The sequence below is a fragment of the Pseudoalteromonas sp. S4741 genome (assembly GCF_005886135.1).
GTDB lineage: Bacteria > Pseudomonadota > Gammaproteobacteria > Enterobacterales > Alteromonadaceae > Pseudoalteromonas > Pseudoalteromonas tetraodonis.
In genome coordinates, this window is record NZ_PNCN01000015.1 from 23828 (window position 1) to 38905 (window position 15078).

The window sequence follows — 15078 nt, forward strand, 5'->3', positions numbered from 1 at the left end:
AAAGAATACATAAATACTAGATTACTGAGGCAGTTTACTTTTGTTTTTATTTGTATAACTATGGGAACGTGTGATTTATTATGAATTCAAGGAACGAATATGAAACTTATCATCGCTATTTTTATTACCTTATTCCCTCTTATTACTTTTGCTCATTCAAGCGTGCCAGCTAATCGTCACATTGCAGTGCAGGGGTCAGCTGAGGTATTTGTTGAGCCTGATATGGCTCAAATTATATTTGAAGTAAAAAGCACTGAAGCTACATTCCTTGAGGCTAAACGTGAGCTTGATGACCGGATTAGCTTGCTACTTGAACAATCAGACAAATACGGTTTTGACCAAAACGATGTTTATATATCGGGTTTAAAAAGCAAGGTATACACTATGATTGGTACAGAATCTGGGACTGTTTCAGGCGATAAGTATTTAGCCCTGAAAACAGTTAAAGTCACATTAAAAGATATTAAAAAAGTCGATGAATTTATTAATTTTGCTCAAAGCTTAAAAATAGACAATATCGAAAAAATTAATGGTTTATCCTCTAAAGTTAATCAGTTAAAGGCAGAAGCAACACAATTAGCAATCGATAACGCAAAAGCGAAGGGAAATAAGCTCGCTCAAGCTTTTGGCGCTGAACTTGGCAACGTTTACAGTATCAGTGCAAATTCCGGCAGCTCAGATTACGATTATGACGCGGGCGGTGTTAAGCACATTATTTTATCTAGCGATAGAAATAGCGTGGTTGCTAGTAATAACGAGAATCCATTTATGCAGCAGCAATATTTAGGCGCAACAATAAGCGTTAAAGCATCAATAAAGGTGGTGTTTGATTTAAAACTAAAATAGCAAACAGTGCAAATACCCACTAGCAGGACTAAAAGTAAAAGTGCAGTGTGTGTTGATTATGACGTTAATTTAAAGTTTCTAATGCTTGGCTCTTATAATCACAAGCAAGGTCGATTACAATACCGCCATCTAAAAGGCGACGCTGCCTTTCTCTGTACGTAACTAGAGTGGATTTTATATTTCATGGCAATCAAACTTGCAATTAATGGTTTTGGTCGTATTGGTCGAAATATTGTCCGTGCACTATACGAATCAGGCTTAAGCGACGAGATCAAAATTGTTGCAATTAACGAATTAGCCGACCCTGAAGCTATTGCCCATTTATTAAAATACGACACCTCTCATGGTCGTTTTGCTTTTCCAGTTAAACTAGGTGAAGACACCATTAGCGTAGCTGATGACACTATTGCGTTATTTTGTGAACAAAATCCAGTTGAATTACCGTGGCAAACGTTAGATGTTGACGTGGTGCTTGAATGTACGGGGGTTTACCACTCACGTGAGCACGCACAGTTACATATTGCCGCAGGCGCTAAAAAAGTGTTGTTTTCACATCCTGCGGATAATGATGTTGATGCCACTATTGTTTACGGTATTAATGACGATGAGCTTAAAAGCGAGCATACTATTGTCTCTAATGGCTCGTGTACCACCAACTGCGTTGTTCCTGTTATTAAAGTACTCGATGATGCCTTTGGCATTGAATCAGGTGCTATTACGACTATTCATGCGTCAATGAACGATCAGCAAGTAATTGATGCGTATCATCATGATTTACGCCGTACGCGTGCCGCCAGCCAGTCTATTATTCCTGTAGATACAAAATTAGCTCGTGGTATAGATCGTATTTTACCCAAATTTAAAGGTCGCTTTGAGGCCATTGCGGTCCGTGTACCGACCATTAATGTGACGGCGATGGATTTAAGTGTCACGGTTAATGCAGATGTAGATTTAAGTGCGGTTAATAATGCCCTTAAAGCACAAGCTAAAGACCGCCTTGAAGGTATTTTAAGTTACACCGAAGAGCCATTGGTATCAGTTGATTTTAATCATGACCCACATTCTTGTATCATAGATGGCACACAGACACGTGTTAGTCATAAACGACTGATAAAGTTATTAGTTTGGTGTGATAACGAGTGGGGATTTGCGAATCGCATGCTCGATACCGCGCGTGCTATGATGGCATTTAAGTAATATTTTAAACGTATTTGTAAGGGTCTGTTGACCTTTGCGGATTAATATTTGTTCAAACTAAGGGCAATTTAATCGCGGCGCGAGGTTTGTAACCTAGTGGGCTAAGTAAAAACCGAGCAACAAAGAGTTGATTGCCCCTAGGTAGAACCCTTTGGGCAGCGCCTGTTTGGCATTGATGCTGCGTTATCGCCTATTTATGGGGAATAACCACACCACATAGGCTCTGCCTTGCCTAAATACCAAACAGGCAGCTGCAAATTCAACCTTGAAAGGTCAACAGACCCTAGGTTTAGTATCGTTAACTAAGGAGATGTTCATGTCGGTCATTAAAATGGCAGATTTAGATTTAAACGGCAAACGCGTATTAATTCGTGAAGATTTAAATGTACCCGTTAAAGCAGGAAAAGTGACGTCAGATGCACGTATTCGCGCTGCGTTACCTACTATCAAACTAGCGTTAGAGAAAGGCGCGAAAGTGATGGTTATGTCACACCTTGGCCGTCCTACGGAAGGGCAATACGAAGAAGAGTTTTCATTGGCTCCGGTTGTCGATTACTTAAATGATGCACTTGAGCAAACAGTTCGCCTAGAAAAAGATTATCTAAACGGCGTTGATGTTGCAGATAACGAAGTCGTTGTTTTTGAAAACGTGCGTTTTAATAAAGGCGAGAAAAAAGACGACGAAACCTTATCAAAGCAACTCGCTGCATTATGTGACGTGTACGTAATGGATGCCTTTGGTACTGCGCATCGGGCACAAGCATCAACGCATGGTGTAGGTTTATTTGCTGATGTAGCGTGTGCCGGTCCATTATTATCGGCTGAACTTGAAGCGCTAGGCAAAGCGCTTGATAACCCAGCACGCCCATTAGTGGCGATTGTGGGTGGCTCTAAAGTGTCAACTAAGTTAACCGTACTTGATTCATTGTCTAAAACTGTTGACCAGCTTGTTACGGGTGGCGGTATTGCTAATACCTTTATTGCAGCTGCAGGTTACCCTGTAGGTAAGTCCCTTTTTGAGGCTGACTTAATGGACGAAGCTAATCGCTTATGTGCAGCAGCAAAAGCTAACAAGGGTGAAATTCCGGTACCGACAGATGTTGTTGTAGGTAATGAATTCTCAGAATCAGCTGTAGCAACACTTAAAGATGTAAGCGAAGTTACCAGCGACGATATGATTTTTGATATTGGTCCTGATACAGCAAACAAACTTGCAAAAATTATTGCTAATGCGGGCACCGTTGTATGGAATGGCCCAGTGGGTGTTTTTGAATTTGATCAGTTCGGTAATGGTACACGTGCCATTGCCCAAGCGATTGCTGATTCAAAAGCGTTTTCAATTGCAGGTGGTGGTGACACTTTAGCAGCAATTGACAAGTACGGCATTAGTGACAAAGTTTCGTATATTTCTACCGGTGGTGGTGCTTTCTTAGAGTTTTTAGAAGGTAAAAAACTGCCTGCAGTAGCGATGCTAGAATCACGTGCTAAGTAATACGTAAAGTATTAGCTAGCCGTTAGGCAGATGTGGAGTGTCCGCATCTGCTACACTTAACTGATAAATACCTCTCACTTTTATTTATTAGTTATTTAATTCGAATTTTAGGCATTGAGCTTTAAGGTTCGAGGTGCAGTTATTGCACCAAACTAACAAATCCGTTCAAACTAGATAGTTAAATGACTATCGATAAATTGGAGAATACCCAATGGCTTTAATCAGTATGCGACAACTTCTGGATCATGCCGCTGAGCATGGTTACGGTGTACCCGCGTTTAATGTAAATAACCAAGAGCAAATGCGCGCAATTATGGAAGCGGCTGATAAAACAAACAGCCCTGTTATTGTGCAAGGTTCTGCGGGCGCACGTGCGTATGCCGGTGCACCTTTTATTCGTCATATGATTTTAGCGGCAGTTGAAGAATGGCCACATATCCCCGTGGTTATGCATCAGGATCACGGTACATCACCGGGTGTATGTCAGCGTTCAATTCAGTTAGGTTTTTCATCAGTAATGATGGATGGCTCGTTAATGAGCGATGGCAAAACTCCGTCAAGCTACGATTACAACGTTGATGTAACACGTAAAACAGTTGAAATGGCACACGCATGTGGTGTTTCAGTTGAGGGTGAGCTAGGTGTATTAGGTTCACTTGAAACCGGTGAAGCGGGTGAAGAAGACGGCGTTGGCGCTGAGGGTAAACTTACCACAGAGCAAATGCTAACGAATCCAGAAGAAGCGGCAGATTTTGTAAATAAAACCCATGTTGATGCGCTGGCTATTGCCTGTGGTACATCACACGGTGCCTACAAATTTACGCGTCCACCAACCGACGATATTTTAGCGATTGATCGTATTAAAGAAATTCATGCGCGTATTCCAAACACGCACTTAGTAATGCATGGCTCGTCTTCTGTACCACAAGAGTGGTTAGAAGTGATTAACCAATACGGTGGCGAAATTCCTGAAACATACGGTGTGCCAGTTGAGCAAATTGTTGAAGGTATTAAATACGGTGTGCGTAAGGTAAACATTGATACTGACTTACGTTTAGCGTCTACCGGTGCGATTCGTCGTCATTTGGCAATGAACCCATCGAACTTCGACCCACGTAAGTTCTTAGCCGCTGCAACACAAGCAATGACTGACATTTGTATTGCCCGTTACGAAGCGTTTGGTACTGCGGGTCAAGCAAGTAAAATTAAGCCAATTTCATTGGATGAAATGCACCTTAAATACTTAAGCGGTGAGTTAAATCCAAAAATAAAATAATGAGCCAATAACGGCGATACTCTCGCACTCATTATAAAAAGCCAGTTGCTTACGCACTGGCTTTTTTGATCTGTGGGGGATCAGTATTTTACCTAGTTATTAATTTGGGATCACTCGATTACTAACTTGTCATATCTGGGATCATTACTTTACTAAGTGAAGGGCTTAAAGTGACGCATTTTGTACTTTTAAGTGTCGAATATCATAATAAATGGATAAAAATCACACAGTAAATCATTGGTTTAGCTTTGTTAGTGGGTAAAATAGTGATCCGAAAAGGGATCTGCTTAATAAAACTCTGATCCTTGTATTTAAGATCATAATAAACCTGATCTAAATAGGTGCCGACTTTTATTATTAAGACTAAAAATAGCTGCTAGTTAGTAATTTGATGATCCCAAGTTAATATCATAAATAGGCCTTTAATAACGACTCACTTTACTGCAAACCACTTTTTTATTTACTGCTCAAGATGATAAAAATATGACATATTCAATTTTTTGTTACTATTTTGTGTTTTTTTTAGTTTCATTTTAATTTAGACGTTACACTTTAATAAAAATGTCATACTTAGTCATAATAATGAAACCTACTCAATAGCCTAAGAGATAAATTGGAATGTCACGTAAAGTATTAGTCGTTGATGACGAAGCACCTATCAGGGAAATGTTGGTTTTTGTTTTAGAACAAAATGGCTTTCAAGCCATTGAGGCAGAAGATTATGATTCTGCAATAGCCGCAATGGTTGAACCTTATCCAGATATGGTGTTACTCGATTGGATGCTACCTGGTGGTAGTGGAATTCAAATTGCTAAAAAATTCAAACAAAATGAACACACACGCCAAATCCCTATCATTATGCTGACTGCTCGCGGCGAAGAAGAAGACAAAATACGCGGTTTAGAAGTGGGCGCTGATGATTACGTTACTAAGCCGTTTTCACCTAAAGAGTTAATGGCGCGTATTAAAGCGGTTATTCGCCGAGTAGCACCTACCTCTTTAGAAGAAGCAATTGAAGTGCATGGCCTGCGCTTGGACCCTATTTCGCATCGTGTTACCTCAGGGGGCAGTGAGCTTGATATGGGGCCAACCGAATTTAGACTGTTACACTTTTTTATGACCCATCCAGAGCGTGTTTACAGCCGTGAGCAACTGCTTGATCATGTATGGGGCACGAATGTGTATGTTGAAGACAGAACCGTAGATGTTCATATTCGTCGCTTGCGTAAAGCGATTGCTACGCTTGGACATGACCGCTTAGTACAAACGGTACGCGGAGCTGGTTATCGCTTTTCGAGTAAACTATAGTGTGCTTACAATTAAGCTTACTTAGTTAAGTAGCAATCTATTAACCTAGTTCAGTCAACTTGTCTGCTAGCGTTTATAAGGTAAAGAGCGTGTATGTATCGAGTTATTAACAAGCAGGCGCTAACAAAGCGGCTGTTTGTCTATTTTATACCTTTACTTTTAATTGGGGTGCTTATTGATGCCCCATTTTTGATGTTGTTTTTGGGCGCTTTTTCGCTACTTATGTGGCATTACCATCAACTTTATCGGTTAAGTGATTGGCTGCATAACCAGCGCAGTTTTAACCCACCAGAAGGTGAAGGGTCGTGGGAACAAGTATTTGAAGGCATCTATCAGCTGCAACATCGTAATCGTAAAAAGCGTAACGAACTGGCAGAGCTGATACGCCGTTTTCGTGACGGTGCTGAGGCGGTGCCTGATGCCGTTGTTGTATTGCAAAACGATTTATCAATTGTGTGGTGTAATCAACTTGCACTCAAAGTGTTAGGGTTACAATGGCCGGTTGATCATGGTCAGCGTTTAGATAACCTCATTCGCGATCCTAAATTTGCTAAATATATGCGCCGTAAAGAGTTTAGTGATGCACTGGAGCTTGAAAGTGGCCACAGTGTAGAGCAAGTACTTGAGTTTAGGGTGATGCCTTATGCTAACACTCAGTTATTGGTGGTAGTACGTGATGTCACCCGTTTAAAGCAGCTTGAGCAGATGCGTAAAGACTTTGTTGCTAATGTGTCTCATGAGCTCAGAACCCCCTTAACGGTTGTTACCGGCTACCTTGAAATGCTCGACAGTGATTCGCTCCCTCCGCCTGCAATGTGGAATAAGGCACAAACTACCATGCTAGAACAATGTAAACGCATGGATAGTTTAGTGAATCAGTTACTTTCGTTATCACGTATTGAAGGCGCAAAACGCCACAGTAATGATAAGGCAGTAAATGTACCGCAATTGCTAAAACTGATTGAAATTGAAGCACAGTCTATAAATCAAAATAAAGGCCATCAACTTATTTTTAATATTGATGCGTCACTTGATATTACCGGTGCTGAGGATGAGCTCAGAAGTGCGTTTTCAAACTTAGTATTTAATGCCATTCATTATACTAAGCCAGGTGGTAAAATTGAGGTGTGTTGGCAGCGCAACAATGCACAGGCATGTTTTAGTGTTATCGATAATGGTGATGGTATTGCACCAGAGCATATAAATCGCTTAACTGAGCGTTTTTATCGGGTCGATAAAGCCAGAAGCCGCACCACAGGTGGCTCAGGATTAGGCTTAGCAATTACTAAGCATGTACTTACTCGCCATGGTAGCCAATTAAAAATTAGCAGTGAACTGGGTAAAGGCTCCTGTTTTTCTTTTGCGTTTTCAAGCGATAGGCTGATCTCTATTCCGCCATTAGTGACGAGTAATACTGCTAGTCATAAAAGTGTCATTTAAGAGTCACACCATTGTCATGTACTCACTTTAGAGTGAACCGCAGTTAGGAAATGGGACGAACAAACTGGAGAACCCCAAAATGAAATTTAAAAACTTAGTTGCCGCAATGGGTGTGGCTGTTACAACATTTGTATCTGCGCAAGCAGTAGCATTAGAAGACGGTATGCCTGAGTATCAAAAAATTAGCGGTGTATCAGGTAACTTTTCATCGGTAGGGTCTGATACGTTAGCCAACATGATGACCTTTTGGGCTGAAGAATATAAGCGTATTTACCCAAATGTAAATATTCAAATTCAAGCGGCAGGTTCGTCTACTGCGCCACCAGCACTAACAGAAGGTACGGCAAATTTAGGTCCAATGAGCCGTGCTATGAAGTCGAAAGAAATTGAAGCATTTGAAAAGCGCTATGGTTATAAGCCAACACAAGTACGTGTAGCAATTGATGCATTAGCGGTATTTGTTCATAAAGATAATCCAATTGAAGGGCTACGTATTGACCAAATCGATGCTATTTTCTCATCAACACGTAAATGTGGCGCACCAGAGCAAGTAAACCGCTGGAGTGATGTTGGTCTAGAAGGTGATTGGGCTGCAAAAGACGTGCAATTATATGGACGTAACTCAGTATCAGGGACTTACGGTTACTTTAAAAAGAAAGCCTTATGTAAAGGCGATTTTCGTAATAACGTGAACGAGCAACCGGGTTCAGCTTCTGTTGTACAGTCAATTTCAGCATCACTAAATGCCATTGGTTATTCTGGCATTGGTTATAAAACATCGGGTGTGCGCACTGTTCCGTTATCTAAAAAAGGTACTAACTTTGTAGATGCCACGCTTGAAAACGTAGCTCAAGGTAAATACCCACTTTCACGTTTCTTATATGTTTATGTAAATAAACACCCAAATAAGCCACTTGGCCCAGTTGAAGCTGAGTTTTTAAAGATGGTACTTTCGCAAGAAGGTCAAAAAATTGTAGAAAAAGATGGTTATGTGCCACTTTCTGCAAAGCTAGTTGAAGTTGAGTTGAAAAAGTTAGGCTTAAAATAAACCGCTAATAATTAAAAACCGCTCAAATGAGCGGTTTTTTTTGGTTTACAATTTATGCCGATTGATATTAGTCAGCTTTACTTAAGTTTTCAGCTTGTACTTTGCATTGATTATACGCTTCGATGCACTTAGATGAGCAAACCTGTGACTTAAGGCTGTCGGTGGTTGTTTGTTGTTCACAGCTGGTTTCGCATTGATAACTTTGCTGAGCACATTGATTAAGTGCTGGATTACCCGCTTGACTCTGGCAGCCAGCAAGAACTGCAAACGAAAAAGCCACGAGGCTAGTTTTAATAAAAGTTTTCATACTTATCCTTAAAGTGAGGCTACACCAGTATTAAACTTCAACCTGTATATTGTCGATTAATCTAACACTTCCTAAAAAGGCGGCAGCTAAAATAACAAATCGTGTATCTTCGAGTGTAGCAGCTTTTAATGTATCTCGTTGAGCTATCGAAAAATAATCTGGTTTTAGCCCTGCGCTTTCTAAAGTCGCTTTAGCATCAGCTTCAAGAGTAGCAAACGCTTTATTTCCGCTTTTTAGTTGCTGCGCACAGTGATTTAAAGTATTGAATAAAATCGTAGCGGTTTGCTTTTCATCACTTGATAAATACCCATTGCGTGAGCTCATGGCAAGGCCGCTAACTTCACGTATCGTTGGCACACCAATAATTTCTACTGGTATCGACAAATCACGGGCCATTGTTTTAACAACTTGCAGCTGTTGAAAGTCTTTTTCACCAAAGCAGGCGTAATCAGGTTGGACTAAGTTAAATAGTTTAGTGACAACTGTTGCTACACCTTTAAAATGACCAGGACGTGAGCCGCCGCAATAGCCCATCGAAATACCTGGTACATCAACAAAACTTTGCACCCCTAAGCCATTTGGGTAAATAGCCTCTACACTGGGGATAAACAAAATATCCGTTTCAAGATCGGCTAAACCTTGTTTATCGGCATCTAAGGTACGCGGATAATTGTCTAAATCTTCGTTAGCACCAAATTGCATCGGGTTAACAAAAATACTAACAACGACTTTGTCGGCCAGTGTTTTTGCTTTTTCTACCAACGAAAAGTGGCCGCGGTGCAGGTTACCCATAGTAGGTACTAGTGCAACACTTAAACCCGCTTGGCGCCAAGCTCTTATTTGACTGCGTAATGATTTAATTTCAGTGATTGACTGCATTATTTAAACTCGTGTTCAGCGTTTGGAAAAACGCCGCTTTTAACATCGTTACAATACTTTTTAACAGCGGCAGGCATGTTGCCTGTTTCGAGTAAAAAGTTTTTTGAAAATTTAGGAATGTAGCCTGCAGAAATGCCGACTAAATCGTGCATAACCAAAATTTGACCATCGGTTACATTGCCCGCACCAATCCCTATAGTCGGAATGCTTAATGAGTCAGTAATACGTTTTGCTAAGGCACTTGGAATACACTCAAGCACGAGTAGTTGAGCACCCGCGGCCTCTAATGCTTTTGCATCGGCAATAATTTTTTGTGCTTGTACTTCTTCACGGCCTTGAATTTTAAAACCACCAAATACGTGCACAGATTGTGGCGTAAGCCCTAAATGCCCACACACCGGAATACCTTGTTGAGTGAGTGATTTAATGCTGTCATGTAGCCATTCACCGCCTTCAAGCTTGATCATGTTAGCACCTGCGCGCATCAACTCTGCGGCATTTTTACAGGCATCATTTGGATTTGCATAGGTCATAAACGGTAAGTCGGCAATAACAAATAGGTCACGGCTTCCAGCACGAACACAGCGAGTATGGTACGCAATTTCTTGGTTTGTTACAGCGAGTGTGTCATCGCCACCTTGTAATACCATTCCCAAAGAATCACCGACTAAAACAACTTCAACGCCATTCTCATGAAATAACTTAGCAAAACTGGCATCATAAGCTGTTAACGCAGTGATTTTATTACTTTCAGCCTTCATTTTATTCAAAGTTGAAACGGTTATTTTAGACATAATATTCTCGCAGACAGTGGCCTTAGTTAATTACAGCGGTAATTGTTGTAAGTCGTTAAGCGGTAGGTTATTTGCTATCTGTTTGATAGATACGCCGCTTGGTAAAGTAAGTTCGGGTGCAATTTCTTGCAGCGGGTAAACAACAAATTCTCTCTCGTTTAACCCGTAATGAGGCACCGTTAAACGTTTAGTATTTATAACCTGCTCACCAAATAATAAAATATCAATATCCAGTGTGCGTGCGCCCCAGCGCTCAGCTTTTCTGACTCGACCATGTTCCAGCTCTATGGCTTGGGTTAAATCGAGTAGTTGCTCTGGCTCAAGTGAAGTGTTGATACAGGCGACTGCATTCACATAATCAGGTTGATCTTGTGGTCCCATAGGCTTGCTCGCATAATAATGCGAGCAGGCTATAAGTTCGCTGTTTGGCAAGCTTTTAAGTGCAATAACAGCGTTATCAAGTTGTTTTTTAGGGCTGTTAAGGTTTGCACCTAAACCCAAATAGACACGTTGCATTATTTACTCAGCTGGCTTTTTAGTAGTACGACGACGAGGTCGCTTGCGTGGCTTTGGGCCACCTTGATGACCAAGCTCTCGCACCATTTCTTTTTGGCCATTAATATCTTGACCTAAGTACTGTGTCCACCACTGTGCCAGCTCTGTATGCTCAGTTTCACCAGCATCAACACGCAATAGTAAAAAATCATAAGCGGCTTTAAAGCGCGGCTGCTGTGTTAAACGATAGGCACGTTGGCCTGCACGTTTATCTAAGCGTTGTTGAATATGCCAAATATCACGAGCACCTAACGTAAAGCGTTTTGGTACGGCAATATGTTGGGCATTCTCACTCAGTACTTTATTAATTGCTTGAGCAAATGCATCGTATTCTGAGAGTTGCTCTTGGCGTCTAATTTTTTCAGTACGTTCAATCAGCGGGAACCACAGTAATGCTGCAAATACGAATGCAGGAGTGACTTTTTTATCTGAATTAATACGGATGTCAGTGTTTGCAAACATTTGCTTGATGAAGGTTTCTTCAAGCCCGTCTGGGTTTTTATCTAAAATCCGGTCAAGTTCTGGGAACAACGATTTAAATAAACCGTACTGACGCAGCATTATAAAGTTTTGCTGTGCTTTGCCGTTTAAAAATAGCTTGAGTATTTCTTCAAATAAACGCGCTGGCGGAATATTATCAAGCAAGCTCGCTAATTCGGTAATCGGCTTTTCGCTTGCTGGCGCTATTTGCATATCTAACTTGGTTGCAAAGCGCACTGCGCGAAGCATACGCACGGGGTCTTCACGGTAGCGTGTTTCAGGATCGCCAATTAACTCTATTTGTTTTGCCTTTATGGCCGCTAAACCATTGGCGTAATCATAAATACAAAAATCATTGATTGAGTAATATAAGGCATTGATTGAAAAATCACGACGCTCGGCATCTTCTTCAATGCTGCCAAATACGTTGTCGCGAAGTAGTTGCCCATGTTCGCTTGATTGGCTAATTTGATTTTTATCTTCTTGTGCTTCATGATGGCCGCGCATGGTGGCCACTTCAATAATCTCACGACCAAAAACAATGTGCGCTAAACGAAAGCGGCGGCCAATTAAACGGCAGTTACGAAACAGTTTTTTAACTTGCTCAGGGGTTGCATTGGTTACAACATCAAAATCTTTAGGTTGTTGGCCTAACAATACATCGCGAATGCAACCACCAACTAAGTAGGCATCATAGCCACCATCTTTTAGGCGATAGAGTACTTTGATTGCATTTGGGCTAAATTGTTTGCGAGAAATACCATGCTCACCTCTAGGGATCACTAACGGCTCACTGCTGATTGCGACATTTTCGTTATTGGCACTTGGGCCAATAATTTGTCGACAAAATTGAAAAAGCTTGGAAATAATAGTCTGTCTCCTAGAGAAGCGGTTGATTTACTCGCCATTGCAATCAAAATCACAGCAAGTATTCGCTTAAAGCGTTATTTTTACTGTTTAATGTAATTAGCATATATTTAGGCGGCTATCATATACCAGCAAGGTAAAAAAATTAAGTTGCAGCACTGAAATTAAGCCATTTTTAACGATTTTATTTGAATTAATTCCACGTAATACGTAAAGGGAGGTTAAATCTGTATTTCACGCTTAGCAGGAACAAGGCTTAAGTTAAAATGCGCCACGGCCCAAGCGAGTAATTGTTCGCAGGTTAAATCCATTAGTTGCTCATGTATTGGCAAGCCTAAAAATTTAAATACAGCTATTAAAGTGGGTTTTGGATTTTGTTTGCAAATTGCAGGGGCATAATTTTGCTTAGACAGTTTAAACCCTGGTTTTGCTACCGCTAAAGGTAAATGAGCAAATTCTGGAATAGGGTTATTAAGTTGCTTAAACAGACTTATTTGACGGGCGGTAGGTTCAAGTAGATCAGCGCCTCGTACAATTCGATTGATCCCTTGCTCAATGTCATCAATAACCACCACCAGTTGATAGGCAAATAAACCGTCGCTACGTTTTATAATGTAATCTTCATGGGCCAGAGCAGGGTTAACGTCAATACGCCCCTGAATAAGGTCGTTATAAGTCACGGTTGCATGGCATTGAGTTAAGCGAAGGGCATGACCCTGTTCACTGAGTTGGCTGTGTTTACATTGCCCTTGATAAATACCGCCGAGGGCTTTTATTTGCTTACGAGAGCATTGGCAGGCATAAATAAGGTGTTGTTTTGACAGTGAGTTTACTGCATCTTGATAAATAGTAAGACGCTGTGTTTGATACACAACGTTTTCATCCCAATTAAGGCAGTAGGCGTCTAAGGTATTTAGGATATCGGTGGCGGCGCCTTTAACAACGCGAGTAGTGTCTATATCTTCAATGCGAACTAACCACTTTCCTTGGTTAACTTTTGCATCTAGGTAGCTACCTACAGCCGCCACAAGTGAGCCAAAATGTAACGGCCCCGAAGGAGACGGTGCAAATCGGCCGCGATAGTCAGATACTTGCGCGGTAACGGCTGTAGAAGACATGGCTATAACTTAATTAGCCGCGTCCAGCTTGTTTTTCTTTAATTTCGGCAAGTGTTTTACAGTCTACGCATAAATCAGCAGTAGGACGTGCTTCTAAACGACGAATACCAATTTCAATACCACAAGACTCACAAAAACCAAACTCGTCTTCTTTAATTAAGTTGATTGTTTTTTCAATTTTCTTAATTAATTTGCGTTCGCGGTCACGAGTACGAAGCTCTAATGAGAACTCTTCTTCTTGTGCTGCGCGGTCAACGGGATCAGGAAAGTTAGCTGCTTCGTCTTGCATGTGTGACTTAGTACGATCAACTTCGTTTCGTAAATCATTACGCCAAGTTTCTAAAATTGTTTTAAAATGAGCACGTTGTGCTTCATTCATGTACTCTTCACCCGGTTTTTCTTGGTATGGTTCTAAACCGGCTTGAGCCAATAAACCATGTCTTTTTTGGTCTGGCATAACTCTCTCCTAAATCCTTAATTTAATGCCTCAGCATTAGCCGGCGGTATAAATAGCAGAAACTCATACCCTAGGCAAATTTATTTTTAAATAATCGAATTAGCTTCAACCCTGTTTACCCATATAAAAGTAGCAAAAGCAGTGTTTATATTTTTTATTACAGTATCGGTTTATAAACTGGCGTTGTTATGTGGGCAAAAATAATAAAAACAACTTATCTTTTACTTTTCGGATAAGTATTTTTTGGGCGTGGCGAAATACCAACGCTTAAATGCGCTCTTTTTACTCAACAAATGCTACTTTCTCAACCAAAGTTACTTCACTGGCAGAAATATGGGCTTTATAAGCTAATACTTCTACGCCTTGCTCAATGGCCTCGCTAAGCAATTGTGCATAGGTTGGGTCAATATGCACCGCAGCACTGACTTGTGTGATGCCTTGGTGCAGCACTGCAAATAGTAATACCGCTCGATGCCCTTGATTTACCATGTCGATTAATTCACGAATATGCTTTTGCCCACGAACAGTTTGGGCGTCAGGGAAGTAGCCTTGACCGCTTTGTGGACGATCTTCGCTCAGCAGCGTGACTGATTTAACTTCAACATAACAATTGGCTTTGCTGCTGTGGGTAAGTAAAAAGTCGATGCGGCTGTTTTCACTGCCATACTTCACTTCACTTTGTATGTGTTGATAGCCTGTAAGCTCATCAATAACCCCATTATTAAGTGCTTCTTCGACCACTTTATTGGCAACGGCTGTATTTACACAAATAAGTTGTGATAAGTTATTTTGCGTCAGCTCTAATGACTGCGGGTACTTTCGCTTAGTATTACTGCTGGTGGAATAAAAGGCAGTAAAACCGGCATCGGCACAGCCCGTCATCTTACCCGTATTAGCACAGTGAGCGGTAAAAGTGCTGCCATCACTGAGCTCTAAATCAGCTAAAAAGCGTTTGTAACGTTTTAATAACGTAGCAGATTGTAATGGCGGGGTGTACTTCATTAATGACTTCCT

At 41.0% G+C, this 15078-nt stretch carries 15 protein-coding genes; 7 read left to right on the forward strand and 8 right to left on the reverse strand.

Annotated features, from left to right (window positions below; translation table 11 throughout):
- Positions 1-99: 99 nt before the first annotated feature.
- From CWC30_RS02320 to CWC30_RS02350, 7 genes are all read left to right on the forward strand, one after another.
- Positions 100-846 (forward strand): SIMPL domain-containing protein, encoded by a 747-nt coding sequence (locus CWC30_RS02320; RefSeq protein ID WP_138626319.1) that lies wholly within the window; start codon positions 100-102, stop codon positions 844-846.
- Between the two features lie 183 nt (positions 847-1029).
- Positions 1030-2043: an erythrose-4-phosphate dehydrogenase gene (gene epd / locus CWC30_RS02325; RefSeq protein ID WP_036981451.1), complete on the forward strand. Its 1014-nt coding sequence runs from the start codon at positions 1030-1032 to the stop codon at positions 2041-2043.
- Between the two features lie 316 nt (positions 2044-2359).
- Positions 2360-3535, forward strand: coding sequence for a phosphoglycerate kinase (locus CWC30_RS02330; RefSeq protein ID WP_069440148.1), 1176 nt, complete (start codon positions 2360-2362; stop codon positions 3533-3535).
- Between the two features lie 211 nt (positions 3536-3746).
- Positions 3747-4811 carry a class II fructose-bisphosphate aldolase gene (gene fba, locus CWC30_RS02335; RefSeq protein WP_008111197.1) on the forward strand — a complete coding sequence of 355 codons (1065 nt, stop codon included), beginning with the start codon at positions 3747-3749 and terminating at the stop codon, positions 4809-4811.
- A gap of 618 nt (positions 4812-5429) precedes the next feature.
- Complete coding sequence (phoB, locus tag CWC30_RS02340; RefSeq protein WP_013465747.1) at positions 5430-6119, forward strand: phosphate regulon transcriptional regulator PhoB; 690 nt, start codon at positions 5430-5432, stop codon at positions 6117-6119.
- 93 nt (positions 6120-6212) lie between these two features.
- Positions 6213-7559 carry a phosphate regulon sensor histidine kinase PhoR gene (phoR, locus tag CWC30_RS02345; protein ID WP_138626320.1) on the forward strand — a complete coding sequence of 449 codons (1347 nt, stop codon included), beginning with the start codon at positions 6213-6215 and terminating at the stop codon, positions 7557-7559.
- Between the two features lie 79 nt (positions 7560-7638).
- Positions 7639-8607, forward strand: a complete 969-nt coding sequence (locus CWC30_RS02350) for a PstS family phosphate ABC transporter substrate-binding protein (protein WP_013465745.1) — start codon at positions 7639-7641, stop codon at positions 8605-8607.
- Between the two features lie 67 nt (positions 8608-8674).
- On the opposite strand, the gene CWC30_RS02355 is transcribed toward CWC30_RS02350, so the two are convergent.
- From CWC30_RS02355 to sfsA, 8 genes are all read right to left on the reverse strand, one after another.
- Positions 8675-8914 (reverse strand): hypothetical protein, encoded by a 240-nt coding sequence (locus CWC30_RS02355; protein WP_036981457.1) that lies wholly within the window; start codon positions 8912-8914, stop codon positions 8675-8677.
- A 30-nt stretch (positions 8915-8944) separates the two neighbouring features.
- The gene (panC, locus tag CWC30_RS02360; RefSeq protein WP_138626321.1) at positions 8945-9793 is read right to left on the reverse strand and encodes a pantoate--beta-alanine ligase; all 849 of its coding nucleotides are present in this window, start codon (positions 9791-9793) and stop codon (positions 8945-8947) included.
- Positions 9793-10587 carry a 3-methyl-2-oxobutanoate hydroxymethyltransferase gene (panB, locus tag CWC30_RS02365; protein WP_138626322.1) on the reverse strand — a complete coding sequence of 265 codons (795 nt, stop codon included), beginning with the start codon at positions 10585-10587 and terminating at the stop codon, positions 9793-9795. The genes panC and panB overlap by 1 nt, the downstream gene beginning before the upstream one ends.
- Positions 10588-10617: 30 nt before the next feature.
- A complete protein-coding gene (gene folK / locus CWC30_RS02370; RefSeq protein WP_138626323.1) occupies positions 10618-11103 on the reverse strand; it encodes a 2-amino-4-hydroxy-6-hydroxymethyldihydropteridine diphosphokinase in 486 nt (161 codons plus the stop codon).
- 3 nt (positions 11104-11106) lie between these two features.
- A complete protein-coding gene (gene pcnB / locus CWC30_RS02375; protein ID WP_036981462.1) occupies positions 11107-12405 on the reverse strand; it encodes a polynucleotide adenylyltransferase PcnB in 1299 nt (432 codons plus the stop codon).
- Between the two features lie 305 nt (positions 12406-12710).
- The gene (gene gluQRS, locus CWC30_RS02380; protein ID WP_138626324.1) at positions 12711-13607 is read right to left on the reverse strand and encodes a tRNA glutamyl-Q(34) synthetase GluQRS; all 897 of its coding nucleotides are present in this window, start codon (positions 13605-13607) and stop codon (positions 12711-12713) included.
- Between the two features lie 13 nt (positions 13608-13620).
- Complete coding sequence (dksA, locus tag CWC30_RS02385; protein WP_013465738.1) at positions 13621-14064, reverse strand: RNA polymerase-binding protein DksA; 444 nt, start codon at positions 14062-14064, stop codon at positions 13621-13623.
- A 282-nt stretch (positions 14065-14346) separates the two neighbouring features.
- Positions 14347-15066 carry a DNA/RNA nuclease SfsA gene (gene sfsA, locus CWC30_RS02390; protein ID WP_138626325.1) on the reverse strand — a complete coding sequence of 240 codons (720 nt, stop codon included), beginning with the start codon at positions 15064-15066 and terminating at the stop codon, positions 14347-14349.
- Between the last annotated feature and the right edge of the window lie 12 nt (positions 15067-15078).

Excerpts from the sequence above, each read along its gene's own strand:
- CWC30_RS02320 (WP_138626319.1), top strand. The coding sequence starts at position 100 with ATGAAACTTATCATCGCTATTTTTATTACCTTATTCCCTCTTATTACT.
- epd (WP_036981451.1), top strand. The coding sequence starts at position 1,030 with ATGGCAATCAAACTTGCAATTAATGGTTTTGGTCGTATTGGTCGAAAT.
- CWC30_RS02330 (WP_069440148.1), top strand. The coding sequence starts at position 2,360 with ATGTCGGTCATTAAAATGGCAGATTTAGATTTAAACGGCAAACGCGTA.
- fba (WP_008111197.1), top strand. The coding sequence starts at position 3,747 with ATGGCTTTAATCAGTATGCGACAACTTCTGGATCATGCCGCTGAGCAT.
- phoB (WP_013465747.1), top strand. The coding sequence starts at position 5,430 with ATGTCACGTAAAGTATTAGTCGTTGATGACGAAGCACCTATCAGGGAA.
- phoR (WP_138626320.1), top strand. The coding sequence starts at position 6,213 with ATGTATCGAGTTATTAACAAGCAGGCGCTAACAAAGCGGCTGTTTGTC.
- CWC30_RS02350 (WP_013465745.1), top strand. The coding sequence starts at position 7,639 with ATGAAATTTAAAAACTTAGTTGCCGCAATGGGTGTGGCTGTTACAACA.
- CWC30_RS02355 (WP_036981457.1), bottom strand. The coding sequence starts at position 8,914 with ATGAAAACTTTTATTAAAACTAGCCTCGTGGCTTTTTCGTTTGCAGTT.
- panC (WP_138626321.1), bottom strand. The coding sequence starts at position 9,793 with ATGCAGTCAATCACTGAAATTAAATCATTACGCAGTCAAATAAGAGCT.
- panB (WP_138626322.1), bottom strand. The coding sequence starts at position 10,587 with ATGTCTAAAATAACCGTTTCAACTTTGAATAAAATGAAGGCTGAAAGT.
- folK (WP_138626323.1), bottom strand. The coding sequence starts at position 11,103 with ATGCAACGTGTCTATTTGGGTTTAGGTGCAAACCTTAACAGCCCTAAA.
- gluQRS (WP_138626324.1), bottom strand. The coding sequence starts at position 13,607 with ATGTCTTCTACAGCCGTTACCGCGCAAGTATCTGACTATCGCGGCCGA.
- dksA (WP_013465738.1), bottom strand. The coding sequence starts at position 14,064 with ATGCCAGACCAAAAAAGACATGGTTTATTGGCTCAAGCCGGTTTAGAA.
- sfsA (WP_138626325.1), bottom strand. The coding sequence starts at position 15,066 with ATGAAGTACACCCCGCCATTACAATCTGCTACGTTATTAAAACGTTAC.